Here is a 25345-nt window from a genome sequence, read left to right as displayed (position 1 = left end):
CAGAATCCTTTGTCTGTATGAGGGACGGCCGGCAGGGTCAGGCCGTGGCCATGGAGTCCTGGAGGCAGCGAAGGTGATAGAGGGCTGATTCCTTGTTGATTTCGACCATGTCGTAAGTGATGACCTGGTCCTTTTCGACGTCGCGGGTCAGCTTTGCGTTCGTGAGCAGTCCGAGGGGAACTACGTTCTCCTGTTTGCACGTCTCGTAGTCGTCCACCAGGGAATACACGGCGAACCCGCCGGCACCGTCGATGGTCTCGCCCTTCTTGAGGGGCTTCTTGGCGGCTGCGAAGACTTCCGACACCAGACCGTATTTGGGGAACACGGTGGGCTCACCGAAGTCGACCGCTTGGACGATGGCGAGAGGGATCTCGTTGGTCACCAGGTGGTAGGGGGTGTACATGACGTAGTATCCGTTGTCGCCGTAAACGTCCAAGTAGTCGAGGTCTTCACGGATTTGCTGATTGTCGGTGTAGATGACCATGAAGACGCCGGGGGTAACCGATCGGAAAAAGTCGATGCTGCCGTCCTCGTTCTTGAGGGGGCGCGCATAGTCAATGACACCCGTGCCGTTGAGTTCGCCGCCTTCGGCCTTAGGGCGGAAGAACCGGCAGATTTCCTCGACACCAGCCACAGGCCCATGCATGCCGCGGACATCTGCGCGAAGCCCCGTGTAATTAGATACGGCTGCCATCTCGATCATGGTTTTGGTGGCATCCCGGAATGTGACGAGGAAGTGCGGGTTGATTTTCAAGCGCTCTGCATCCGCCCGCACGCTGTCCGGGGTGGCGTAACGATCGTATTCGCCGATGCTGGAGGGGGACTTGCCGGTGGCAATGACCTTGAATCCCAAGGATGTGTATCGGTCGTAAAGTTCGCCGATCAGGCCAGGTTCATCGCCGGACGACACCGTGTACACGACTCCGCTGCGGTCAGCCATTGAGGTAAGGATCGGACCGACAACGACGTCTGTCTCCACGTTGAGCATGACGACATGGATGTGGTTGAGGATTGCTTGCATCGCGACCTCGGCGCCGACTTCCGGAACTCCGGTTGACTCGACAATGACGTCGACCCCGACCTCCAGCAGCAGCCGCCAATCCTTGGTGACGATGCGCTGTCCCTGGCTGATCAGGCGCTTGGCTTCCGACGCTTCATTGCATACGGTGACGAGCTGGGACTTTACCTCAGACTTTTCGAACGCTTCAACTGCACGATCGGTGTTGATGTCCGCGATGGCAGTAACCTCCATCCCGGCCATCTGTCCGATCTGACAAATGGCTCCGGTGCCCATTCGGCCTGAACCGACGAATCCTACGCGGATCGGGTTGCCTTGGGCGGCGCGGGCTGCGAGTTTGTTCTTTAGCAGTGCTGACATGGTAGTTTTCTTTCTTTCGGCGGTTCTTGTGGATGTTTAGAGCGAGATACCCCAGGACCCTCTCGATATCTGGAATCCCACGTTGGGGCGGGCAGTCACTACAGGCACGTAGTGACCTCGCTGGATTTCGTTGAGTTTGGAGATGATTTCGCCGCTGGTCACCGACAAATCCTGGTTGTCTGCGGTAATGTCAAAAACTTTGTGGGTGCTGGGTGTGGTTCCGGTGCCGATCTGAAGGACCGGAAGCATCCGGTGCGGTTGGACAGGGCGCTGGTTGGCAAAAACGAGGAGAGCTTCGGCGCCGGTGGCGCCCAGCCCGGTCGAGATTTCTAGCCAGTCCGACGTGCTGGCCTGCATGACATGCAGGCCAGCTGCCTCGACTGATCCCGAATAGGGAATCGTCGGCCCGGCGACATCGATTTGGAGTTCCGTTAGGAACGTTTCCGAGGTCAGCAGATGGTCGGTTTCGCTTACGATGACGCTGGTTCCTTCGGCAAGCAGGCGTTGGACAAGGTCAGCTGCCATTCCAGCCACCGTTTCGCTGGGTGTGGTCGCTGTTGCCAGGCCGATGATGCGGCTGGCCGGTGCACCTGGTGCATCGGGGCTGGCTGCATGTCCGCGGATATGTTCTTGGATAAGGTCGCCGACGATGCCCGACACTGCCGTGATGCCTCCAGAATTCTGGATCCCGGCCCATCCGAAGTGTGTTGTATCAACTCCACGGCGCCTCAAACTGTCTTTGAAGAAGTCGTTGTGGGTCTTCTCGCATCCATGCTCAAGGAAGATGGTGTGAGAGACAGCCGGGTGCATCGCGTAGCCGAGTATCGTCCGGGTGTAGATTTCCTCTGCGTCACCTCCCGAGACGCCGCATCCCTCTGTGTGTGGCAGGGCGACCACTTCCCATGCGTTTGACCCTGCATCCGCGAGAGATGCGTTCATCTTGGCGGCGATCTGCTCGGCGACCTGGCCTGAACACAGGCTCGTTGGCAGGATCTCGATAGTCCGCCTGTGCTCCGTTCCGGAGCCATAATTGTTTGAGAAATCTGCCGGGGCCGCGCTTGGTTGCGCGGCAGGGAGGAGGGGTTCCCCGGACCAGATTGCGGAATGGCCGAGTTTTGCGTCCGTGGTCCGGCTGCCATCCTGGCGCCAATCCCTCCAAATTTGGACCTGTGACTGTCCGGTGTACTCGCCTTTGCTCTTTTCACCAGAGGCAATGCGGCAGGTGAGATCCAACAACTGTTGTGCGGTGTCTCCTTGTCCCAGCCCATTGAGTAGCAGGCCGGCATTGAAGTCCATGTCCGTTTCGAGCAGGGCAAAGCGTTCGTTCGTGGTCACGATCTTGATTGTGGGAACGAACGGGAAATTGGTGATCGAACCGTTTCCGGTGGTGAAAAGGATCAGGTTTGCTCCGGCCGCGACCTGACCTGCGATGCTTTCCAAGTCGTTACCGGGGCTGTCCATGAAGTAGTAACCAGGAAGCTCCATGCGTTCTCCGTACGCGATGACGTGCTCGAGCGCGGTGTTGGGGTCCTTTTTTCGTCCAGCGCCCAGCGATTTCAGAGTGATGTTGTAGAGACCGCGGTAGAGGTTGCCTCCTGAAACATTGCCTTCAGCGGTCTGGCCGTGGCGTCGGGCATAGTTTTTGAAGTTGTTGAGTTTGGCTAGGAACTCTTCTGCGATGTTTCGGTCAGCTACCTTGGCCAGCACGTGCTCTTCGGCGCCGATAAGTTCGTCGGTCTCGGCGAGGTTTGCCGTGGCGCCGGCCTGCAGCAGCTTCTCGACCACGGCGCCGAGCAGAGGATTGGCTGTCACCCCGGAGAAGGCGTCCGAACCGCCGCACTGCAGCCCCACTTTCAGTCCTTCAAACGGCGCAGGCTCGCGCACACACTTCGCGGCACCATCAAGGAGCGGCCGGACGAGTGCTGTCAGCGCCGAAACAGATTCGCAGGAATCATCGTCGCTGACGAAGTACCGGATCTTGCTCTCAAGATGGGCGTTCCCGACAGAATTGAGCTGGTGGAGCAGTTCGGCATTTGAAACGGGTGAATCGGGGTCGTTCACGAACACAGCAGCTGCGATGTTCGGGTTTACAGCAAACCCGGCCAACGTCCTGAGAAGCAGGGTCTTGTTGTGCATGACTCCGGAACTGCCGCCTTCAGTGTGGACGACGGGCGTGAGGGCATCGACGTTCTCCAAGCCACGCACGTAACCCTGGAGATCGTCCGTAGCCGCCAGTACCAGAGACCGGACGCGTGAAGTAACACCAATAATCGCAACGTCGTTCCTAGTGCCCCAACCGCGACCGGGACCTCGGTAATATCCCATGAACGCCGGACCGGAATCCTGCTTGCGCTCGTTCTTGGCCAGGGTCTGCCGCTGCGGGAGCGTTTGTTCCTTGGTGCTGTCCCTATCCGTAAAATTTACGCTAAGACCAAGAGGGTAGTCTTGGGGGTTCCGCATCGTCAGGACATCTTTCATCCGTTCGTTACAAAGATAATCTCCAGGATTGATATCAACGGATGCGTAGCCGAACGGATAACCCCAGGAAAGCACCCCTTCATCCTTCTGAATTCTTTTGACGCACAAGCGATGGCCCTTGGGAATAGCCGTTTTGACGGCGAGCAGTTGACCGTCAATTTCGATGAGATCGCCGGCTTCAATTCGTTCAGTCGCGATGGCTGCGTTGTCTCCGGCCGCGGGCAGAAGGAACCGCGGCGTCTTGTTCTTCTGCTGGGCGTTGATGGGGCCTGATTGGCCGCACGTATTCATGCTCACGCTTCCTCCATTGGAAATTTCATCGCGTTGTCTTAGCGGGCCCGGCTCCCGCCCTCGCCAGAGGCAGGAAACGACGTGGTAAACCTAGACGCTTGGTAGATCACTGGAAAATTGGCTTGCGGGCCCTGGGCGCTGTAATGCTGGGGAACCAGCTGCGTGCGTTCTGACGCGGATCTGGGTGTTATTTCTGCTGAAATCGGAGACTGATCGCCATCGTTACGGCGGCATTCATCAGTTCCGGCGTATATCCGGCGTCGATGGCCGCAAGCACGCCCTTGGCCGTGTGTGAGTAGTGGCTGGCGAGTAGTTCTGCTGCCGCTGCCGGGTTTCCCTCGACTAGGGCATTAAAAATGCTTTGGTGATCCACCTGGCTCTGGTTCCAGTTTGTATCAGACTCATTGACGTAGATCCTGCGGTATCGCTCAGCATGGTCAAAATTCTGACGAATGGATTTGCAAAACCTATCGCTTACGCCATCGACCAGGCTCATGTGAAAGATGCGGTGATGATTAGCCCAGCGCACATAATCGTGGTCGCCAATCGCAGATTGCATGCCCTCCAAGTGCTCGCGCGAACGGTCAAGGCGGTCCTGATCGGCTTTCTGCACCGACGTAAAAATTGCAAGTGATTCCTGCTGGATCCGTAATGCATAGAGTGCGTCCAAATCCTCCGGCGAAACGTTGGCCACCGTCACCTTCTTGTTCACTTCCACGGTGGCGAGGCCCTCATGCTCCAACAGACGGAGTGCCTCACGCAGCGGAGTACGGCTCACGCCAAGATGCTTGGCAAGCTGGACCTGGCTAATGGTGGAGTCCGCGGGAATCGCATTGGTAAGTATCGCCTCCCTCAGCTGACGGTGGGCGAACGAAACCAGCTTCCGGGGTTCAGCAGCGGTGTCACCGGCTACTGCTTCCATTGATGTTTCAGCCATCTCGACCTTGCCGCCTTCCGATGAATGCCGCACTCGCATGCAAAGCTTCATGCCGAACTGTATACACTTTCTAGCTCCGAGTTTGACACATCATGTCTTTACGCGCAAGCCCTCTGTGCTGCAACAGGGGGCGCGAGTGGCATCGCCAGCATCTGTGCGGACCCAGTCCGAGCTAGACCCGTAGGCCCATAGATCGGGTACTGCTAGAAGGTCGCGGAGCTGGGCGTGGCAGTGGGAATCTCCCTCGCATGCTGATTCAACAAATCGGAGGCGGATGAGTGCCGTAAAGCGCTTGAATGCCTCTGACATGGGCTGCCCTTCCGTATGAGCCTGGTGAGAATATGTTGAGCTGCTGCCGTAGCGCTGCCCCGGTCGCAGGCAGTGTTTGATGGGGTACCGAGGGCGAAAACGGCTGCTGATAAGAGCGCTGCGCTGACAGCTCACTGCTCCTGGTACTCGGTTTGATTGCTAAGGGCTGACTTTCTGGCCGTGATGTTTAACCGAGCCAACTGTATACAGTTGTCTGGCTTTGATATGGCGCGTCATCTATAGATCTGCCCGAGGACTTGATCACGCGGCTCAACGATAAACGCGCCGGCACTGTGCTGGGCATGCAAGTCTTGATGCATTGAACCGACGAATGTGGTCAATCAAACCCAAACGAAACGAGCGCGGACAACCAGTCGAAGACGAGGCCCCTTCATGTCTTATGAAGCGCAAGCGGCAAGTGGCGCTACCTCGGCCGCCATTCCCGCATGCCCGGGCCGCCAGGGGATCGGTTGTGGGCGACAAGTAGGAGTTGTTGAACTGCCTGCTCTTCGCGTCTACTGGTCTCTGATGTCAGCTTTGGATATTGAGTAACTGGACAAGTAGTCAGAGTTCGTTGCCCCAGCTGGTGACATCGACCCGGCGCCTCGTCAAGCCCTGCGCTTCAGCTTCCGTGGCAGGCGCTTTTCTTCTTGCCGCCAAAAGTGCCAAGTCATGGATCAGCTGTTGCACTTCACGTTCGCGGCGAGACTGAGCGGGTTGCCGCGCTGGCGAGCTTTCAGGTCGACCCTGATTCGAAGGTTCAGGACATGATGAAGGGTGTGTCGTCAGGTGCTCAGCAGCAAACGGATCGAAGAAAACGACGGGCTCCTTGTAAGTCATTTCAATGCTCCCTCGAGCTCAGATGGGGGGTGTACTCCGAAACTGCGGGGGTGGGGCATGCATGTTTTTCATCCAAACACCACCCTGCCCACACCCGTCAGTTGCCAGAGGAACGGGTGAAGGCCCGCCAACCAGTTGCCAGAGCCGGCTCGCGGGAGACGCACCCCGCCTGGGAAGGGTTAGCTGGCGTAGGGGTCGGCGACGCCGATGTATTGGGTGGTGGTGTATTCGGCGATACCTTCTGATCCGCCTTCGCGTCCCAGACCGGATTGTTTGACACCTCCGAAGGGCGCGGCGGCGTTGGAGATAACGCCGGCGTTGAAGCCGACCATGCCGAACTCGATCTGCTCTGCTACGCGCAGGAGGCGGTTGAAGTCGCGGCTGTAGAGGTAGGAGGCGAGACCGTATTCGCTGGCGTTGGCGAGCCGGATGGCGTCTTCCTCGGTACTGAAGGTGGTGACGGGCGCTACGGGCCCGAAGATTTCCTGGCCCAGGATCGCGGCGTCGTTGGGAACGTCCGCAAGGACGGTGGGCTGGTAGAAGTAGCCGGGCCCGTCTACGGGGGCGCCGCCGGTAACGGCCACTGCTCCGGCGTCGACGGCGGCCCTCACCAGGGCGTGCACGTCATCCCGGGCACCGCCATCGATCAGCGGACCTACCTTTGTTGCGGGCTCGGTGCCACGTCCGGTGATCAGGGCGCCCATCGCGGCAGCGAACTTGGTGGTGAACTCGTGTGCGACGGAGTTCTGAACGAGGAAGCGGTTGGCTGCGGTGCAGGCTTCGCCCATGTTCCGCATCTTGGCCGCTACGGCGCCTTCGACGGCGGCGTCGAGGTCGGCGTCTTCGAACACGATGAAGGGTGCGTTCCCGCCCAGTTCCATCGAGGTGCGCAGCACATTCTGCGCGGCGTCGGCCATGAGCCGTTTGCCGACCGGGGTGGAGCCGGTGAAGGAGACTTTCCGCAGCCGCGAATCCTTCAACAGCGGCCCGGAGATCCCGGAGGCTGACGAGGAAGAGACGACGTTGAGGACGCCGGCGGGCAGTCCGGCATCGAGCATGGTCTGGGCGAAGTATTGCGCGGTGAGCGGGGTGAGTTTGGCGGGTTTGAGGACCATGGTGCAGCCGGCGGCGACGGCGGGTGCGACTTTGCGGGTGGCCATGGCCAGTGGGAAGTTCCAAGGGGTGATGAGAAGGCAGGGGCCGACGGGTTTGTGCTGAACCAGGATCTTGTTTTTGCCTTCGGGGGTGGTGAGGTAGCGGCCGTAGTCCCGGACGGTTTCCTCGGAGAACCAGCGCAGGAACTCGGCGCCGTAGGTGACTTCGCCGCGGGCTTCGGCCAGCGGCTTGCCCATTTCCAGGGTCATCAACAGCGCGAAGTCCTCGGCCCGTTCGGTCACGAGGTCGAAGGCCAGGCGCAGGATGTCGGCACGGGTCCGGGGTGCGGTGCGGGCCCAGGAGGCTTGGGCGGCGTCAGCGGCGTCCAGCGCGGCGATCGCGTCCTCGCTCGTGGCGGAGGCGAGGGTGGCGAGGACCTGCCCGGTGGCGGGGTCGTTCACGTCGAACGTGCCGCCGTCGGACGCGTCCCGCCACTCCCCATTGATCAGCAGGCCGGTGGGCACCGAGGCGAGCAGGGACGCCTCACGCTCCTGGGTGATGGCAGCGGAGATCTCGGAGACAGTCATGGAAAAATCCTTCGGAGGTGTCGGTTGCTTGCATTGCGTGCGGGTTCAACCGCGGTTTTTAGGCGCTGGCGCTGCACTTGAGGGGTGCGCTTAGTAGGCTTTGACCCTCTGCTCGACCACGAGGTGGATAAGTGCGAACACTTTGTCATGGTCGATTGCCTGAAGTGCAGCGTCTATAGCAGCGGGAATTTCGGAATCATGTTGGACTTTTATGCCAAAACCTCCGAAGGCCTGGGCCATGAGCGCAAATTCAGGGTTTTTGAGCTGGGTGCCTGAGACCCGGTGGGGGTAACGCTTTTCCTGGTGGCTGCGGATGGTGCCGTATTCCTGGTTGTCCATCACAATCACCAGCGGAGTCGCCCCATATTGGGCAGCTGTGGCAAGTTCTTGTCCGTTCATGAGGAACTCGCCGTCTCCAGCGATGGTGACGACCCGTCTGCCGGGGTATTCCAGGGAGGCTGCGATCGCGGAGGGAACGGAATACCCCATGGAGCCGTTACGGGCGCTGATCATGGACGCGTAGCGCTGCGTTGGAAAGTAGCGGTGTGCCCAGTTGGTGTGTTCGCCCGCCCCTAACGTGATCATGGCGTCCCGAGGCAGCGTGGGCACAAGGTTCGCCAGCAATGTATCCATCCGTGCCTGGCCGGAGGAGGGTGTGGCCGGGGGCAGCGCTGCGAAGGATTCCTGTTCAGCGCGCATTCTGGCCGTCCACTTCGTCCATTCGTCTTTGACGGGAAGGTTGATCTTAGCCAAGTCCCGGATGAAAACCTCCGGTTTGGCGACGATTTGGTAGGAAACTGGACCGGAACGGCCGCGGAGCGAGGGGTCGATGGTGACGAGGAAGTTCTTCTTGTTCCAATCCTGCCGACAGACGAAGCCGTCCGTTATAACGTCCCCGGGGACTGTGCCCACAAAAACCAGCAAGTCCGTTTCTTCGAGTAGGTCATATGTGGGGCGGGGCCGCCCGTAGCCTATGGGGCCAACATAGGACGGTGAATCGAACGGGACCGTGCCCTCGGTGCGCCACTCAGCTGCCGCGGGGATGTGGTGCTTTTCCAGCCAGCCTGTGAGGCGGTCGGCGCATTCCTGGGTCCAGTCGTTCCCGCCTGTGACAAAGAGCGGTTTTTTGGATGCGGCAAGGGCTTCAGTCAGTGCAGCTGCGTCCGTTGTTGTCATCCCCCCAGCAGCTACCGGGATTGGGGGATGCAGTTCGGAGGAGATCTGCTCACGGATGACGTCTTCGGGCAGGCCGATCACCACTGGGCCTGGCCGACCGCTCATGGCCGCGAACATGGCTTCGGCGACGATCTCAGAGGCACGTTCTGCGTGGTCAAGGACCATGACGCGCTTGGCACCGCTATCAAACCACGCCTTGATGTCGAACTCTTGGAAGGCCTCGCGGTCTCGGTGTGCGAATGGGATTAGACCCACAAAAAGCACCATTGGAGTGGAATCCTGCCAAGACGTATGCAAGCCCACGTGTGCATTTGCTGCCCCCGGCCCACGAGTAACCATAGCGATGCCCGGAAGCTGGTGCATCTTGCCGTCAGCTTCCGCCATGTAGCTTGCCCCGCCTTCGTGACGGCAAACAACCGTCTCGATTTCAGAGTCGTAAAGTCCATCAAGGACATCAAGGAAACTTTCGCCGGGCACCACGTGGGCACGTTTGACTCCATGGGCGACGAGCGTGTCCACGATAACGTGTCCTGCTGATTTCAGGTTGGGCGCCTGATCTTGGGTAGTGATCGCGGTTTGGTCCGCTACGATCTGCGTCATTGCTAAGTGCCTTTTGTGGTCGATTTCGGATGAAGGTGGCGGGAGACCCTCCGGATATTCGGTGTGGGAGAGACGACTCTGTTCCGGAAGGCGGCAACAATACCAAGCGGGTCGGGACGCCGGTGTTATTCCTGAAGGATTGCAAATTGGTTAGGAAGTTTGGGGCCCTTTTTGCTCGAGGCTTCTGCCCACAACCGCCCGGCCTGGTATGAGGAACGAACTAAGGGCCCGCTCAAGACCCCTAGGAATCCGATTTCCTCTGCCTCTCTGCGAAGGTCGACGAATTCCTCGGGTTTGACCCAGCGGGCTACAGGATGATGCCTGGGGCTTGGGCGAAGGTATTGATTAATGGTGATCAGGTCGCATCCTGCCTCACGCAGTTCCTGCAGCGTCTTGGATATCTCTTGACGGGTTTCGCCCATGCCCAGTATGAGGTTGGACTTTGTGACCATATTGTTCTCCTGGCCTTGCCGGATGACATCCAGGGATCGCTCATAGCGGAAGGCAGGACGAATCGACTTAAAAATCCGTGGGACTGTCTCCACATTGTGAGCGAAAACTTCGGGGCGGGCGTCGATGACCTGTTGGATGAGCGGGCGGTGCCCGGTGAAGTCAGGAATGAGGATTTCCACACCGGTTCCCGGGTTTAGGGAATGGATCTGGCGGATGGTTTCGGCATATAGCCAGGCTCCCTCGTCCTCCTGATCGTCCCGGGCCACGCCAGTGACTGTGGCGTATTTCAGGCCCATGGTCCGTACAGACTCCGCGACTTTGACCGGTTCCGTCAGGTCAAGCAGATCCGGCTTTCCAGTATCGATTTGGCAGAAGTCGCAGCGTCTCGTGCATTGCGAACCGCCGATCAGGAAAGTTGCTTCTTTGTCCTCCCAGCACTCGAAAATGTTGGGGCACCCCGCCTCCTCGCAAACGGTATGGAGGCCTTCCCGCTGCACCAGTTTCTTGAGCCCGACGAAATTCGGCCCGGTTTTAACCCTGCTTCTCATCCATTCGGGTTTGCGTTCGACAGGTGTGGCGGAGTTGCGCGCTTCCACGCGCAGCAAACGCCGGCCTTCTGGCACCAAAGTCACGTTCGTACTCCTTATTGTTTTTCTGGTTTATTGCCTTGCCGTCATTGCGGCGATCAAGTCGTGGACTGAGGCGCGCCTGAAGATACAGCTGCCGGAACCCTACGTTTCGGGAGGGTGTACGAGCGCAGCACGGCCGTCGAGGTCTCGGGCCATGAGCGGGTTGCCCAGGTGTCAAAATCCACAGTCGAAAGGGCAGCGCAGGCCAGTCCTGCGTCGCGGTCCACCCACAGGAAGCTGCCGCTGACGCCGAAATGTCCGAAGGTTGTGGGCGAGTTATCCGGGCTGGTCCAGTGGGGAGACTTGTTCCCCCGGATTTCAGCTCCTGCACCCCAGGCGTTGTCGGCATGGTATCCAAAGCCTGGAAGGAAGCCGGACAAGCCAGGGTAGGCGAGGGATGAGAGTCTTTTTACAGAGCCAGGAAACAACACCGGCCGCAGCAGCTCTTGAGCCAGCAGTGCGACATCAGCAATTGTCCCTTCGGCGCCTTTGGACGGTGCGCCGCGCAGTGTGGTGTGCCGCATGCCCAAAGGCTCCAGTACTCGGTCCCACATTTCGTCCTTGAAATCCTTGCCGCTCGTGGCTGTAAGGTGCTCCGCGGCAATGTCGATCCCTGCATTGGAGTAGATTCTTCGGGATCCGGCGGGAGCTTTAACCCTGCCGTCTTCAAAGTTCACGCCTGAGGCGTGTGCCAACAGATGCAGAACAGTGGAACCCTTCGGTCCGGCTGGATCGGTGAGCGCGATGACACCGCTCTGTGCCGCGTCGAGCACGGTCAGAGCAGTTAGTAGCTTCGTGACAGAGGCGAACCGATAAACTCGGCCGGAATCGTGACCACCGAGAATCCCTTTTTCTCCGACTACGGCCAAAGAAGGATCTCCGGGCCAGTTTTGCAGTTGTGTCAGGACTTTGTCGGCCAGGGGAGGACAGTCATTGGCCTTTAGCGCGGTCATTGGGTACCTTTCCGATGTTGGCTGCGAGTGTTAAATGGGCTGGGAGTAGGGAGCGCGCCAGGCCGAGCCCGCTGGATCTCGCATCCCTCTATGCTGACGACTCGTCGTCAAGGTTTAGGGAACGGAAGGCCGCTACACGGGTTCCCTTGCAGCCGGACCGCTGTGATGCCGTCCACCTTGAGGAAGAACCTGCGTTCGCCGTCGTCCTTTTGGATCAGCCAGAGTCCGCTGCCGTCAGGCATCACATCATCAACCCAGCCAGATGCTATTCGTTGGCAATCCTGGATGAGCGCGATCTGCGTTCCCCTTTGAATCCTTCCCCAATTCATAACGGATTGCTTTCCATGAAAGCTACCGCCGGACCGCCGTGTTGTGATCGGCGACATCGGCCTGTCGATATCCATGTCTTTTTCCTTTGGGACGGTCAGGTGGCTAGTGCCGCCTCTGTGATGCTTGGGGCCTGAAAGGGGTAATGCATACGGAACGTGTTGCCTTGCTTTGCGCCCTAGTGGTCCTTGGCCGCCGACAGGCGTGTGCAGGAGATCGCGATCAATGATGAAGGTGCATTCGCTGGAGGATGGTGGCCGCAATTTCCTCCACCGACATGCTTGCTGAGTTGACGTAGGGGATCTTCTTTGCAAGATACATTTCCTCCGCCTCGCGCACTTCGTATCGGCACTGCCGCAAGGAGGCATACTTTGACTCGCGGCGGCGTTCGCTGCGGATTTGGCTCAGCCGTACCGGGTCAGAAGTTAACCCAAAGCACTTGCTGAGATGTGGAAGCAGCAGGGGTGGAAGCATGCCCCGTTCGAAGTCTTCTTCCACGAGCGGGAAGTTGGCCGCGAGGAGGCCATGCTGCAGCGCGAGATACATGGTGGTAGGAGTTTTTCCGCAGCGGGACGGTGCCAGAAGAATTAATTCAGCGTGCTCCAGTGCGCGGATTGACTGACCGTCATCGTGCTCGAGAGCATATTCGACGGCAGCCATCCTGGATTGGTATCTAGCGACATTCCCAAGACCATGCGCTTGCCCGGGTTTACCGCTAGCGGGGCTGTTTAGGGTCGCTTCAAGTCCTCCGATGTGGGTCCCGAAGAAATCGATAAGCAGCCCCCGGCTGCGGCTGAGGATTGCCCGTATTTCGCTGTTGACGGCTGTGGAGAAGACGATTGGGCGGGGCCTGGTGTCAGCCAGGCGGTCAATCATGGCAACCGCTTCAATTGCTTGTTCCTGTGAGGTGACGAAGGGAATGGTGTCCCTGTCAAATCGTTCATGAGGGAATTGGGTGAGAAGCGTGTTGCCGAGGGTCTCCGCAGTGATCCCCGTACTGTCCGAGAGAAAAAACACTTGTCGTGCGAGTGGATGGTTCACATGGTTTCCTTGGGGAGCAGGAGCGCTACTCAGCGGACGGGCAATCAGCTAGACAGTTGTGAGTGGTTTGACCTTGATGGCAGCAATCCGCGCCCTGGTTTCCACAACGCTGTCAGGGTTCAGGGAGAGAGAATCTATCCCCTGGGCCACGAGCCATTCAGCGAAGTCGGGGTGATCGCTGGGCCCTTGGCCGCATATCCCGACGTATTTGCCCTGTGCTTTGCAACTTTGGATGGCAAGGCTGATCAGGTGTTTTACGGCCTGGTTTCTTTCGTCGAAGCTGTCGGCAACCAGCGCTGAATCCCGGTCGAGTCCAAGCGTGAGCTGGGTAAGGTCGTTGGAGCCGATGGAGAATCCGTCGAAGTGTTCGAGGAATTCGTCGGCCATCAATGCGTTGACCGGGAGCTCGCACATCATGATCACTTCCAGGCCTTTTGCCCCGCGGTTCAGCCCGTTGGCAGCAAGCAGGTCAACAACGGCGCGCGCCTCAGGCACTGTGCGGACGAAGGGGATCATGAGTTTGATGTTGGTTAGCCCCATGATGTCGCGCACGTACTTCACTGCCTCGCATTCAAGTTCGAAGGCGGCCTGGAAGTCGGAAGAGACATAGCGCGCGGCTCCACGGAATCCGATCATCGGGTTTTCCTCTTCGGGCTCGTACTGATTCCCCCCCAGAAGGTTCGCATATTCGTTGGACTTGAAGTCCGAGAGCCGGATGATCACCGGGTGCGGCGCGAATGCTGCCCCGAGCGTGGCGATGCCCTCTGCCAGGCGCTGAATGTAGTAGTCACGTGGGCCAGCGTAGGCTGCCATCCTGCGTCGGATTACGGCCATGGTGTTTTCCGGTATGCCCGGCTGTTGCCCCGGGCCGCTTTCTTCCATCGCAAGCAATACCTTGGGATGGATGCCGATTTGGCGATTGATGATGAATTCCAGCCGGGCCAGCCCAACACCGGCGTGGGGTAACCGGGCGAAGCTGAATGCCTGCTCGGGGGTGCCGACGTTCATCATGATCTTTGTGGGCAGCTCGCCAGTTTCTTCTGCGGTATTTTCTTCGATCTCGAAATCGAGCTTTCCTTCAAAAACGAGTCCCGTTTCTCCACTGGCGCAGGAGACTGTCACCTCCGTGCCCTCGGAGAGTGCAGTGGTGGCGTTGCCGGTGCCTACGATTGCAGGGATGCCCAGTTCCCGGGCGATGATTGCCGCATGGCAGGTGCGCCCGCCCCTGTTGGTGACGATGGCTGACGCCCGCTTCATGATCGGTTCCCAGTCAGGGTCGGTCATGTCTGCGACGAGGACCTCTCCAGGCTGAAACTGGGACATGTTCTCCAGCGAGCCAAGGACTCGGACTGTTCCGGCGCCGATGCGCTGTCCGATCGCGCGCCCTTCCAGGAGCACTTCACCCTGTTCCAACAGGCGGTACCTTGTCAGCAGTCCTGCCGGTTGCCGGGACTGGACCGTTTCAGGGCGTGCCTGGAGGATGTAAAGGCGTCCATCGGATCCATCCTTGCCCCATTCGATGTCCATGGGGCGTCCGTAGTGCTGTTCGATTTTGAGCGCTTGCCGGGCGAGTTCATGGATTTCGTCATCGCTGATGCTGAACCGGTCACGGAGTTCGGCTGGGACGTCGGTGAATTCGACGTTACGCCCCGATTCCGCTTCGGCGTAAACCATCTGCACAGCTTTCTCGCCGAGGCCTCGCTTCAGGATGGCGGGCCGGCCTTCCCGTAGGCCGGGTTTGTATACGTAAAATTCGTCAGGATTCACGGCACCCTGAACCACCGCTTCGCCCAGTCCATACGACGAGGTGATGAAGACGGCTTCCTGGAATCCCGTCTCGGTGTCCATGGTGAACATGACACCCGAAGCCGCGAGATCTGAGCGCACCATGCGCTGCACACCAGCTGAAATGGCTACATCCGCGTGTGTGAAGCCGTGGTGGACGCGGTAGGCGATGGCGCGATCGTTATAGAGGGAAGCAAAAACTTCCTTGACGGAAACCAGGATGTTGTCGATACCGGAAACGTTGAGGAACGTTTCTTGCTGCCCAGCGAACGAGGCATCAGGAAGGTCTTCGGCGGTCGCGCTCGAGCGTACGGCCCAGGAGACCTGGTTCTCCGAAGCTGCAGCTCCAAGGGTCTGATACGCGTCCCGGATTTCTTTTTCGAAGGATTCGGGGAACGGTGCTGCGACGATCGCGGCCCTGATGCGGGCGCCAGTTACAGCCAAGGCCTCAACGTCAGTAACGTCCAAATCCGTGAGCTCTCGCTCGATCAGGTCCGTCAGACCCGCGGAGGCAAGGAAATGCCGGAAGGCATCTGCCGAGGTTGCAAACCCGGGAGGTATGTTGACGCCGGCGGCGGTCAGGTTCTGGATCATCTCGCCAAGCGAGGCATTCTTGCCTCCGACGCGATGAACGTCGTCCATGCCTACTTCCGAAAACCACAAAATATTTCCCACTGAGTTCCCTTGCCGGTTGCGTGTCTGAGCCCGGCATGCCCCACTGGGGCGCCGGAGCAATTCGTTGTGTTTGTTTTGGAAGATGGTGTTCCTGTCGCGCCTGGACACGGAACACCATCTTCCTTTCCTCCGGAGACCGCCAGGAGGTCGCGGCGGGGCTCGGCCACTCAGAAGACAGCTGAGTGAAACGGGCTACCCGGAGATCGTGCTCGTCCCTACTTGATTGCGCCCAGTCGGGTTGGATCGGAAAGGATCTCCCTCAGGGTGTTGAGGTACCGTGCGGCGTCCGCCCCATCGGCGATCCGGTGATCTACGGTCAGACCGACGGTGCAGCCTGTCCGCACACCAAAAGTGTCCTCGCCCGTGGCCATGACTTTCGGACCGACGGATCCGCAGGAAATGGCCGTGGACTGACGGGGGGTCAGCAAGGCGTTGAAAGAATCGACGCCGTAGGATCCGAGGTTCGAAAACACCGCGGTCCCTCCCGACAGGGCTGCCAAGCTGGTTTTTCCCTCGCGCACGGCCTGGGCGGTTGAACGTACTTGCTCGTTCAACTCCAGGAGCGGGACTAGATCCGGGTTGTGGAGTACTGGCGCCAGAAGGCCCCTTTCGGAATCAACGGCCAACCCGATGCCGATATGTGGATTCCGAACTACGTTCGAGTCCTCCCAGTAGTCATTCAGATGATGGTGGGTGCGCAAAGCGAGAGCCTGGGCCTTGATTAGAATGGTCGTCCAACTTGCCCCTCCAAGGAGAGTCTTGCGGACTTTGGCCAGCTTGCTGAGGTCTACATCCGCGTATGCGGTGAACTGGGGGATTAAGGCCGACGCCGTCATCACCTTCGCTACCTGGGTACGCATCCTCAGCCAGCCTTGGTCGACTCCGGCAACCGTCGCCGTCGGAGATGCCGGAACAACCTCCTTTGCGGGGCGAGCCGGCGTGGACGGCTGGACCTGCCTAGGCTCTCTGGAATCAGCCGAGAGTTGTTCGACGTCCTGGACGCGGACGGCGCCCCACGGACCGGTGCCTTTTACAGTTGAGAGATCAAGGCGGTCCTGCTCGGCTAGTCGACGGGCCAGGGGGACGGCAGTGGGGCGGGAGATGGGCGCCGGGGCGCTTTCCTGTGCGGGCTGAGCGGCCGGTGCCTCGGCTGTCTCCGGAACGGCCCCTCCGTCGGGAGCTTCAAGTGACGCCGATGGCTCTGGCTCGGCACGTAGGAGGTCTCCGAACAGGTCTTCGGCCTCGGTGTTGATGAAGGCGATGGGATCACCGACCTTGACGACGTCATCCGGAGAGGCGACAATCCGGCTTAGAGTTCCGTCCACCGGGCTTTCAACTTCCATCTCCACCTTGTCGGTGGTGACTTCGCATACAGGCTCTCCGGCAGCGACTGCATCCCCGGCCCCTTTGAACCAGGCGACCATGATGCCTTCTTCCATGGTCATGGACATCTTCGGCATGGTCAGTGGCATCTCGGCCATGTCACCACTCCTTTACCATCTGCAGCGCCGCCTTGACGATGTCGTCAGTTTGCGGCACGGAGGCACGTTCGAGTTGAGGGGCGTAGGGCATGGGGATGTCGAGGCCGGCGAGCCGTTTGATGGGTGCCCTCAGGTGGACGAACGCTTCCGATTCGGAAATGATTGCAGCGACTTCGGACATGAAACCCAGCGTCCTTACTGCTTCCTGTACCAGGAGGACCCGCCCTGTCTCCATCACCGACTTCAGGATGGTCTCTTCGTCAAGGGGTTTCAGGGTTACGGGATCGATAACGGTTGCTTCGATGCCGGCGGCCGCCAGTTCTTCTGCTGCCTCAAGGGCGCGCGATACTTCGATGCCGGTTGCGACGATTGTGAGGTCAGCCCCGTGGCGGCGTACTTTGGCGACACCCAAGGGGGTGCGTTCTGCCGCCACAGGGACCGGACCGCTGGTGCGGTACAGCAGTTTGTGTTCGATCATGATGACCGGGTTAGGGTCGTCAATGGCTGCCAGGAGGAGGCCCTTCGCGTCGGCCGGCGTTGTGGGCATGACGACTTTCAGACCTGGAATGTGAGCAAACCACGCTTCAAGGCTCTGTGAGTGTTGTGCCGCAGCCCCCGTGCCCGATCCGCCCGGTGCCCGGATGACCAGGGGTACGTTGACCGCGCCGCCGAGCATGAAGTGGATCTTGGCAGCCTGGTTGGCAATCTGGTCCATCGCCTGGGCCGTGAAATCGGAAAACTGGATTTCAACGATTGGTTTCATGCCAGTCATGGCGGCACCGACGCCGGCACCGACAGTGCCGAGTTCGCTGATGGTGGTGTCTCTTAGGCGCTCTTTGCCGACTTTCTTGATGAGCTCTCCAGTAACACCGAACGCACCGCCGTACACTCCAATGTCTTCACCCATCATGAAGACAGTGGGGTCTTCGTCCATGGCCTGTCCGAGCGCACTGCGGATTGCTTCGGAGTAGGTCATCGTCTGGACTTGTTGGTCGTGTTGTTCTACTGCTTCGTTAGTCACTGCTATTCCATACTTTCTGTCAGCTCGCGTATACGGCGGAAAGGAGCTCGTCTGCGGATGCGTCCGGTGCTGCGTTTGCTTTTTGCACAGCGTCACGGAGTTCGTCCCGGGCTTCGTTGCGGACCTGCTCTATGTCCTGGGTGGTCAGGCTGCCGGCCGCGAGAGCTTTCTGTTCGAACGCCAGAATCGGGTCCCGTTCGCGCCACTCGGCAATTTCTTCCCGTGTGCGGTATAGGTTTTTGTCGCTCTTTGAGTGACCTTTCCAGCGGTAGGTCTTTGCTTCAATGAATGTGGGGCCGTTCCCGGCGCGGGCCCTTGAGACAGCTTCGTTCACGACCTCGAAAACGGCCTGTACGTCGTTGCCGTCAACGGTGTAGCCGGGGATGCCGTAGCCCTTGGCCCGGTCTGAGAGCTGTTCGAGCCGGAAGGCCTCTTCGGAATTCATCGACATGCCGTACTTGTTGTTTTCACAGATGAAGACCACCGGGAGGTCCCACATCGCGGCAAGAATGACGCCTTCATGCCATGCCCCTTCGCCCATGGCGCCGTCCCCGTGGAAGCAGACGGCCACCTGGGAGGTGCCCCGCATCTGCGCCGAAAGCGCTGCACCTGCTGCGATGGGCACCCCTCCGGCGACGATGCCGTTCGCCCCGAGGTTGCCGGTTGTGGTGTCTGCGATATGCATAGATCCGCCACGTCCCCGGCAGTATCCGGTTTCCTTGGCCAACAACTCAGCCATCATTTTTTCCAGGTCTGCACCCTTGGCGATGCAGTGGCCGTGACCTCGGTGCGTGGAGGTGATGTAGTCGTCACGGTTAAGTGCAAGACAGGCTGCTGTAGCCACGGCCTCTTGGCCTATGGACAGGTGCATCGTTCCGTGCATCAGGCCGCGGCCGAAAAGATCGTCGACGCCCTCCTCGAATTTTCGGATCTTCCACATCGTGCTGAGCACCTCGCGCGCCTGGGTGGGGTTGCTCGCTATTTCAGTCATTTTCCCTCATCTGGTGAAACGGTTAGCTGGGGTCGGGAGGCTGCGGTCATCACAGGCTTGTAAGGAGTTCGCCGCCCAATGTTCCTTCTGTGAGCAGGACATCCTGCATTCGGCGCAGGGCGACGATTGTTTTGCGTTCGTCCAAAACGACGTCTTCGTACGTCAGGGCCGCACCCTTGGGAACGTCCCGGCGGAGCACTGCCCCGTACGCCAGCCCGATAGGCAATTCGCCGTTCTCGGCGGCTGTATCAGCCGCCACGGCATCGCCGTAAACCGTGAAACCGCCGATGCCATCGATAGTTTCCCCGGCTTTCAGATCTTTCTTTGCCGTTGCGACGACATCTGACTGCCAACAGACGGGAGCCAGCGAGGGAGTCCGATCGATAACGGCCTCGCCGATGGACAACACGGCCTCGATGCTTGCTAGGTGGTAAGGGCGGTAGAAGGAGTAGTAGGGTCCTTCACCGAACTTGAGGTACTCCAGTTCTTCCCTGACAACGGGGTCGTCAGTCTTTCCCACAACGAAAACGCCAGGGGCGACAGGGCCGGTCGCGTAGTCAACGACGCCTTCCTTGGGAAGAACGCCACCTGCAGACTCGGGGCGGAAGGTTTTGTGCAGTTCAGGAACCGTACTCGGCGCGCCGATCATAGACCGCTGCGACAACGGCAATCCGGTGGCATTGGACAAGGCCGCCATCTCGATCATGGTCTTTGTCCCGTCGACAAAGCTGCACAGCATACGGGGGTTCATTCCCTTGGATGCGGCCTCTTCGGCCAGGGTATCCGGGGTGGCGTCATGGTTCAGGGGATTGTTCTTGCCCTTGCCCGCGCAAACTACGTCAAGGCCGATGTCCTGGACATATTCGACAAGCTTGAGGCATTCAACGGGCTCATCGCCGCGGCAGACCGTGTAGACCCGGCCTGTCTGGGCGGCGACCTTGGCCAGAAGCAGGCCAACGGTGACGTCTGCTTCGACAGTCATAAGTGCCACGTCTTTGCCACCGAGCAGGGACGCCAACGCGACCTTTGCAGCGACCTCCGGCACCCCCGAGCATTCGATGACAAGGTCGATCGGCAGTTTCGGCAGAATGAGTGCGTCGTTCACGGCAGCCCGACCGCCGGAATTGATAACAGCGGAAAGCTCGGCCACGTCGTCTGCCTGGCTCACCTCCTCAATGCCGGCATTCTTGAATGCCTTCACTGCCCGCTCCAGCTGGACGTCAGCGATAACCGTGATATCGACTCCCGTCTGACGGGCGATCTGGGCCACGAAGCCGGTGCCCATTTGTCCGGCACCCACCAGGCCGACACGAACAGGCCGTCCTGCCGTAAGTTCGCGCTCCTGCAGTTTCTTTACGTATCCCATCTGGATACCCAACCTTTCGATGATTACCTTCGACCCAACGTCTGCATCTTTGTGCAAATGTGAATCACAATTGTGTTTAAGTATGGCCTAAGCGGTCTTGCGAGACAAGGGTTTAGGGCCGAGCTGTTTGTATTGCTTCTGCGCTTCCTGCAATGCCTTGCCCATCGGGGCAGAGTGGGCACGGGAAGTTGTGCTCGAGAGGGGGCCCAACAGATCGGTCTGAGGCCGGAACCGGGCAAAGACGGTTGAACCCTTCATTGCCTGTGCTGCCACGACGCGCCTGGACCGTTCATCGACGGCAAGTACAACAATTGCGCCCCGAGCGAAGCTCTTGCCGCGGCCTGATACGAGGGCAACTGGCTGTCCGCTGTATTGGTCAGCCATCCGACGAACTGTCCTTGCATATGCGCGTTGCTGTGCCCAGCTCAACAGCGCCCCCAGCACCAAGGCTCCACCGAGAAGGAGGGCGAACTCCGTGTTCACCGTGAACCGCCGTCAGAGGCACCGAGTAGTTCGATGACGTCGCCGGGGACGGGTGCAGTGAAAGCTGCTGCCACATGGAGGGCACCAGGCAGGATCTTGTCGCCGGGAGCCTTATTGAAGTAGACAACGACGTGACCAAGTTCTTTGAGGTTGCTGCCGGCGATTTCTCCCACAGAGATGAGTTCGGCCGATTCGGCACCAACTCTCAGCACGTCACCTACCTGCGGCGTCCGTTCGAGTGGTTGGACGGTCTCGTGGAGAACGCTTACGTCCCCCAGTGCAGGAGGGCATGGGGGCGAGAAGAGGATCATCACGCCACCTTCGATCATGTCCTTGGCTTCGTCAGCGACGGCAGTGACCTGAGTGCGGAAATAGGTCTGGGTCTGGGTATTCAACGTTGAAGTCACCTTTTGTAGTTCTTTCTGTCAGATCAAACGAGGAGGAAGCTGGCCAGCCATGCGATGACCACTGCCAGCGGCGAGGTGATAAGTCTCGAGAAAAGGACCGCGGGAGTTCCGACGGCGACCGTTTCCGGTTTTGCCTCTCCGAGTGAGAGCCCGACGGGAATGAAGTCGCAACCCACCTGCCCGTCGATGGCGAAAAGCGTGGGAAGTGCATACTGGACGGGCAGGGCGCCCGCAGCGATTTGGGTCCCCATGAGCACCCCTACAACCTGGGCGATTGCGGCTCCTGGTCCTAGGATCGGTGAAAGGATCGGGATGCCCGTGATGACTCCCAGCAGGATCAGCCCGAGCGGGTTTGAAGCCAGCGGCTGGACACCGGCTGCGATCCACTCAGAGATGCCGGTGTAAGTCACGAAACCAACCAGGAGGCTGACGTAGGCCATGAACGGCAGGATGGTCGAGATGGTCAGGTTGATGGCCTGGCGGCCGGACGACAAAAGGGTGGATATCAGATGCCCGATGACGGTCCCGAATTTGACCACGAAGTTAGAGAATGCACCGAGGATGCCGGTCCGGCGCTCTTTGTTAGCACCCTCCTCCGCTGCAGGAGCCGAGCTCGACCCCGACAGGGGCCTGTCCTGATTCCGGGATTCGCGGGTGTCTGAGGCACCCGCTGTTGTTGTCGCTCCAGCCGCCCCTTCTGCAGCGGCGGAGCCGGCTTGCACCGATGCTGCCTCTCCAACAAGTTCTATGTTTCGCACACCCACGGCAGAGACGAACAGGTCTTCGGTGATGAATTGCGCCAGAGGCCCCCCGGGCTCCCCGGCGAAGACATCGACAGTGCTGATCTTCTTGCGCGGATACACTCCGATACGGGCGGTACCGCCGCAGTTGATGACGGCCGCAAGAACGCGGCTGTCATCCATGTGTGTCACGAATCCGTCCACGGCTTCCGCCCCTGTGAGCTCTGCGATCCGGGCAGCTACAGGATGGATTCCGCCTCCGGTCACCGAGAGGACGACATTTTTTTCTTCAGTAGGAGTGAGCACGAAGCCCGGGCCCCATCCTCCGTTGCCTGCGCTGACACGTACGGCGTTGTATTGTTTTTCGCTCATGGTTTATGCGACACCTCCTGCAACAGCTTTGCCTGCCTTGTGCCGGCGAGTTCCGGCTTCCTTGAACGCCCTGTCGTACTCGTCAAAGACAGCGTCCTGACCGGTGCGCTTGATCATGATGTTCGTGATCCATTCGGTCGTGATGCCGCGCAGGAAGATCACGATGATCCCGACTAGGAAGTAGAGGAGCGCCAAGAGCGCGTACTTCTCCGGAGCTGCTTTCAGAACACCTGCCGATACACCCATCCAGACGAAGAGTTCGCCCGCATTTGCTTGCGGAAAAAATGAGGTGACGGGGTGCACGAAGGATACTGCGGAGTCGTAAAAGGCTGGTTTTTGGCGCTCGGGGAGGAACTTTCCAAACGAATAACACATGGGATTGGTCAGCATGATCACGGCCAACACGGGCATGAGGGTGTAGCGGGTAATCGCGTATCGTCCAGACCACTGGACGGCACGCGTAACGCGTTCTTCACCGATCCAGGTAGTGATTGCGTACATGGCGGTCAGGAGGACGATCAATGTCGGAAGAATTCCGGTGATAAGCCCCGTGAAGTTCTTGCCGGCCGCCTCGAAGAATCCGATGAAGTTTGAAGCGGCCCATTCGAGTCCTTGGATGACGGGGCTGTCGGAGGCCGGCGGCGGAGGTGTTGGTTCATTGGCTAATTGGAGCGCCAGGAGTTGAATCCCCACAATGTTCCTTTCGTAGGTGACGTCTTCGTCTACAGATGGAGGTTCTGGCAGCGGGTGGATCATCAAAGACCGACCCGCCGACGGTCTGCACAAATGTGAAAACCGAAATCACAAAATCTGCATGTGATTCATATAACACCAAAATGTCCCTCCCTTCAAGTGATACCCAGCGTTAGTTCTCGCTATTGCCAGCGCGCGGGCAGCCCCCGAAGGGCGAATTTGTCTCCGGTCGGTAACCATGGCGACCTCTTTCATTGGTTGTGCCGCGCGAAGCACCCTCCATTTCGAGAATGACCGTCGCGATCTGCGTATACGGCAGCCCGATGAACGACCCGCGTGACGGTTGTAAATGGAGCTGCCCATCCTGAAACGATCCGGCGATCAGAGGGCCGTTGTGGGTGCATATTCCGCGGTTGCCCTCCGCCGCGGGTGATCCAGTCTCGGACAAGCGGTGGTCCTGGGTGCCCGGGCACCTTTTTGCGAGCTGGCACGGCTGGTGACCCTGCCGTGCACGCCCCGGAGGACGGGACTCCTCGATCAAGGCCGCGAGCCGGCAATTCGGCAAGTTTCTACAGGAGAGGACCGGGGTGTCTGGGGTGGCTGGGCGGGCGGCCTGGTGGAAGTCCCCGGCTTGGCCTCAAAAGGAGGTGCCAGCAAGGACTTGTTGGGGAGGGCAGGCGCCAGCTGATTCCACCGAGCGAATCAGCCACGATCCTAATGGTGAGGCGCATAGGACCCGCAGTTGCCCGACGTGCAAGGACGGGGAGGTGGGCTTGAGTCGTCGCCACAGCGGGGAGCGGGGGTCTCGTCTCGACGCCGAAGTCATCGCACTCGCCACAGGAACCGCCACTAACACCATTCACGTGGAGCTCTCGACAAGGCCGGGCGTTACGGCAGAGTAGTCAGCGACAAAGCGGCTCACCGGCCCTGGGCAAGTGATGGCTCACATGTGCCCCATGACCGAGAATCTGAAGCCGCAATCAACGTTGCTGGCCGCTGAGGGAAAGTCGAAGCGGAGTTAGGACAACAGTTGCCAAGGAGCGGGTTCGATTTAGGCGCCCAAATAAGTCGGGCATAAGCGGGCGTGCCCCAGACGGGGCGGCCGAAGCTGCACGAAGGACCTAACACCCGCCTGCTTGTGCCGGGTGTGGTCCAGGGGTGATATGAGAATTCGCTGTTGCAGCTAGCTGCTCGCGGTCACTCAGCTCTTGACAGGACCGGGAGGGGCCCCTGCGCAGACGACAGGAGAGCCGTTGCAAGGGCAGTGTCGGTGATGAGCACGTCGATAAAGCCTCCCAACAATGCCCCCCGCACCCCTTTGGCCTTGTTCGCCCCGGTTGCGACGCCGACAACTCTCTTGATTCTGCGCAATGCATCCAGATCTATACTGACGACCCGGCCATCGGCCGGAGAGTCGACGGGCCTACCACTTTCATCGAAAAATCGCGTGCAACAGTCGCCCGCAGCCCCTGATTGCTGAAACTGCCGCAGTTCATCGGGAGTAAATTCCATTGCTTCGATGATGGCCGCGGACGCGCCGCTTCCCACCCCACCAATGCCCACGAGGGCGAAGTCGGCGGCGCCGGCAGCGTCAAGAACGCTGCTGATGGACGGCTCCCGCAAAAAAGTATCCCGGCTCTCCTGGGAGCCAACAACGGCGGGGGCGTTCAGGCGTGCTTCACGGGCGCCAAGCTTCAGCGCGAGCGAACGTACCAAGACATTGCCGTCAGCGGCGGCGTTGACCATTGAGAGGCCGCCAATCAGCGGCAGGACCTGCAGGCCTGTGTGAATTGGCTCGGCCTCAAAGGCGTCAACAACAGCCTGAACCGTAGATCCCCATGACATCGCGATGGCCCCCGTGTCGGGCAAGTTCTCCTTCACCCAGGCGGCCCCCAGGCCGCCGACCTGCAGTAGCGGCGACTGGAAGTCGTTCCGTGAAGCGACACGGCATTCACTTAGGCCATAGGCCCTCTGCAGTTGCTGTTCGAGAGGAAGATCCCTTTCGAAAGAGTCGTTAATGCGGATTTCCACTATCCCCTGCTCGCGGGCGGCGGCAAGAACGCGGGAAACGTTGGAGCGGGAAACGCCGATGGCGGCCGCAACTTCAGCCTGGGATCGGCCCTCGACGTAGTAGAGGCGTGCGGCGCGGGCAAGGAGGGCGGGTTCGCGGGCAGAGGGCATTAGAGCATCCTAAGCAGTCGTGCGTCCATCTTTGACGTCGCCGCGGCCAAGAATGC

At 59.6% G+C, this 25345-nt stretch carries 20 protein-coding genes; all 20 read right to left on the bottom strand.

The window, feature by feature from the left end:
• Positions 1-37: 37 nt before the first annotated feature.
• The 20 genes from GK109_RS00305 to GK109_RS00210 all read right to left on the bottom strand — a co-directional run bounded on the left by GK109_RS00305 (position 38) and on the right by GK109_RS00210 (position 25289).
• The gene (locus GK109_RS00305) at positions 38-1378 is read right to left on the bottom strand and encodes an NAD(P)H-dependent oxidoreductase (RefSeq protein WP_157238261.1); all 1341 of its coding nucleotides are present in this window, start codon (positions 1376-1378) and stop codon (positions 38-40) included.
• A 36-nt stretch (positions 1379-1414) separates the two neighbouring features.
• Positions 1415-4147: a UxaA family hydrolase gene (locus tag GK109_RS00300; RefSeq protein WP_231754912.1), complete on the bottom strand. Its 2733-nt coding sequence runs from the start codon at positions 4145-4147 to the stop codon at positions 1415-1417.
• A 187-nt stretch (positions 4148-4334) separates the two neighbouring features.
• Positions 4335-5135: a GntR family transcriptional regulator gene (locus GK109_RS00295; protein WP_157238259.1), complete on the bottom strand. Its 801-nt coding sequence runs from the start codon at positions 5133-5135 to the stop codon at positions 4335-4337.
• Between the two features lie 822 nt (positions 5136-5957).
• Complete coding sequence (locus GK109_RS00290; RefSeq protein ID WP_157238258.1) at positions 5958-6233, bottom strand: hypothetical protein; 276 nt, start codon at positions 6231-6233, stop codon at positions 5958-5960.
• 179 nt (positions 6234-6412) lie between these two features.
• Positions 6413-7915, bottom strand: a complete 1503-nt coding sequence (locus tag GK109_RS00285; RefSeq protein ID WP_157238257.1) for an NAD-dependent succinate-semialdehyde dehydrogenase — start codon at positions 7913-7915, stop codon at positions 6413-6415.
• Positions 7916-8005: 90 nt separating this feature from the next.
• Entirely contained in the window at positions 8006-9691 is a 1686-nt protein-coding gene (locus tag GK109_RS00280; protein WP_157238256.1) for a thiamine pyrophosphate-dependent enzyme, read from the bottom strand.
• Positions 9692-9816: 125 nt separating this feature from the next.
• Positions 9817-10776 (bottom strand): lipoyl synthase, encoded by a 960-nt coding sequence (lipA, locus tag GK109_RS00275; protein ID WP_370460291.1) that lies wholly within the window; start codon positions 10774-10776, stop codon positions 9817-9819.
• Positions 10777-10829: 53 nt separating this feature from the next.
• Positions 10830-11726 carry a serine hydrolase gene (locus tag GK109_RS00270; protein ID WP_157238255.1) on the bottom strand — a complete coding sequence of 299 codons (897 nt, stop codon included), beginning with the start codon at positions 11724-11726 and terminating at the stop codon, positions 10830-10832.
• Between the two features lie 107 nt (positions 11727-11833).
• Entirely contained in the window at positions 11834-12130 is a 297-nt protein-coding gene (locus GK109_RS00265; RefSeq protein WP_157238254.1) for a hypothetical protein, read from the bottom strand.
• Between the two features lie 145 nt (positions 12131-12275).
• Positions 12276-13094, bottom strand: a complete 819-nt coding sequence (locus GK109_RS00260) for a pyruvate, water dikinase regulatory protein (RefSeq protein ID WP_370460290.1) — start codon at positions 13092-13094, stop codon at positions 12276-12278.
• A gap of 48 nt (positions 13095-13142) precedes the next feature.
• Entirely contained in the window at positions 13143-15554 is a 2412-nt protein-coding gene (gene ppsA / locus GK109_RS00255) for a phosphoenolpyruvate synthase (protein ID WP_370460759.1), read from the bottom strand.
• 215 nt (positions 15555-15769) lie between these two features.
• Complete coding sequence (locus tag GK109_RS00250) at positions 15770-17035, bottom strand: dihydrolipoamide acetyltransferase family protein (protein WP_157238252.1); 1266 nt, start codon at positions 17033-17035, stop codon at positions 15770-15772.
• 1 nt (position 17036) lies between these two features.
• A complete protein-coding gene (locus tag GK109_RS00245) occupies positions 17037-18011 on the bottom strand; it encodes an alpha-ketoacid dehydrogenase subunit beta (RefSeq protein ID WP_157242480.1) in 975 nt (324 codons plus the stop codon).
• Between the two features lie 64 nt (positions 18012-18075).
• A complete protein-coding gene (locus tag GK109_RS00240; protein WP_157238251.1) occupies positions 18076-19047 on the bottom strand; it encodes a thiamine pyrophosphate-dependent dehydrogenase E1 component subunit alpha in 972 nt (323 codons plus the stop codon).
• Positions 19048-19096: 49 nt separating this feature from the next.
• Positions 19097-20413 carry an NAD(P)H-dependent oxidoreductase gene (locus GK109_RS00235; protein ID WP_157238250.1) on the bottom strand — a complete coding sequence of 439 codons (1317 nt, stop codon included), beginning with the start codon at positions 20411-20413 and terminating at the stop codon, positions 19097-19099.
• 87 nt (positions 20414-20500) lie between these two features.
• Positions 20501-20896: a transcriptional regulator GutM gene (locus GK109_RS22265; RefSeq protein ID WP_157238249.1), complete on the bottom strand. Its 396-nt coding sequence runs from the start codon at positions 20894-20896 to the stop codon at positions 20501-20503.
• Positions 20893-21303 carry a PTS glucitol/sorbitol transporter subunit IIA gene (locus tag GK109_RS00225; protein ID WP_157238248.1) on the bottom strand — a complete coding sequence of 137 codons (411 nt, stop codon included), beginning with the start codon at positions 21301-21303 and terminating at the stop codon, positions 20893-20895. The genes GK109_RS22265 and GK109_RS00225 overlap by 4 nt, the downstream gene beginning before the upstream one ends.
• A 23-nt stretch (positions 21304-21326) precedes the next feature.
• A complete protein-coding gene (locus tag GK109_RS00220; RefSeq protein WP_157238247.1) occupies positions 21327-22415 on the bottom strand; it encodes a PTS glucitol/sorbitol transporter subunit IIB in 1089 nt (362 codons plus the stop codon).
• A 3-nt stretch (positions 22416-22418) separates the two neighbouring features.
• The gene (locus tag GK109_RS00215) at positions 22419-23108 is read right to left on the bottom strand and encodes a PTS glucitol/sorbitol transporter subunit IIC (RefSeq protein ID WP_370460289.1); all 690 of its coding nucleotides are present in this window, start codon (positions 23106-23108) and stop codon (positions 22419-22421) included.
• 1197 nt (positions 23109-24305) lie between these two features.
• On the bottom strand, positions 24306-25289 hold the full coding sequence (locus tag GK109_RS00210) for a sugar-binding transcriptional regulator (RefSeq protein WP_157238245.1): 984 nt from the start codon (positions 25287-25289) through the stop codon (positions 24306-24308).
• Positions 25290-25345: the final 56 nt, after the last annotated feature.

Source organism: Pseudarthrobacter sp. GA104, from assembly GCF_009741265.1.
Lineage (GTDB): Bacteria > Actinomycetota > Actinomycetes > Actinomycetales > Micrococcaceae > Arthrobacter.
Note: the sequence above shows the minus strand (reverse complement) of the source record. Positions and strands in the feature narration are given on the sequence as shown.

Excerpts from the sequence above, each read along its gene's own strand:
- GK109_RS00305 (WP_157238261.1), bottom strand. The coding sequence starts at position 1,378 with ATGTCAGCACTGCTAAAGAACAAACTCGCAGCCCGCGCCGCCCAAGGC.
- GK109_RS00250 (WP_157238252.1), bottom strand. The coding sequence starts at position 17,035 with ATGGCCGAGATGCCACTGACCATGCCGAAGATGTCCATGACCATGGAA.
- GK109_RS00270 (WP_157238255.1), bottom strand. The coding sequence starts at position 11,726 with ATGACCGCGCTAAAGGCCAATGACTGTCCTCCCCTGGCCGACAAAGTC.
- GK109_RS00210 (WP_157238245.1), bottom strand. The coding sequence starts at position 25,289 with ATGCCCTCTGCCCGCGAACCCGCCCTCCTTGCCCGCGCCGCACGCCTC.
- GK109_RS00265 (WP_157238254.1), bottom strand. The coding sequence starts at position 12,130 with ATGGATATCGACAGGCCGATGTCGCCGATCACAACACGGCGGTCCGGC.
- GK109_RS00220 (WP_157238247.1), bottom strand. The coding sequence starts at position 22,415 with ATGAGCGAAAAACAATACAACGCCGTACGTGTCAGCGCAGGCAACGGA.
- GK109_RS00290 (WP_157238258.1), bottom strand. The coding sequence starts at position 6,233 with ATGACTTACAAGGAGCCCGTCGTTTTCTTCGATCCGTTTGCTGCTGAG.
- GK109_RS00235 (WP_157238250.1), bottom strand. The coding sequence starts at position 20,413 with ATGGGATACGTAAAGAAACTGCAGGAGCGCGAACTTACGGCAGGACGG.
- GK109_RS00280 (WP_157238256.1), bottom strand. The coding sequence starts at position 9,691 with ATGACGCAGATCGTAGCGGACCAAACCGCGATCACTACCCAAGATCAG.
- GK109_RS00240 (WP_157238251.1), bottom strand. The coding sequence starts at position 19,047 with ATGACTGAAATAGCGAGCAACCCCACCCAGGCGCGCGAGGTGCTCAGC.
- GK109_RS00300 (WP_231754912.1), bottom strand. The coding sequence starts at position 4,147 with ATGAATACGTGCGGCCAATCAGGCCCCATCAACGCCCAGCAGAAGAAC.
- GK109_RS00295 (WP_157238259.1), bottom strand. The coding sequence starts at position 5,135 with ATGAAGCTTTGCATGCGAGTGCGGCATTCATCGGAAGGCGGCAAGGTC.
- GK109_RS00245 (WP_157242480.1), bottom strand. The coding sequence starts at position 18,011 with ATGACCTACTCCGAAGCAATCCGCAGTGCGCTCGGACAGGCCATGGAC.
- GK109_RS00285 (WP_157238257.1), bottom strand. The coding sequence starts at position 7,915 with ATGACTGTCTCCGAGATCTCCGCTGCCATCACCCAGGAGCGTGAGGCG.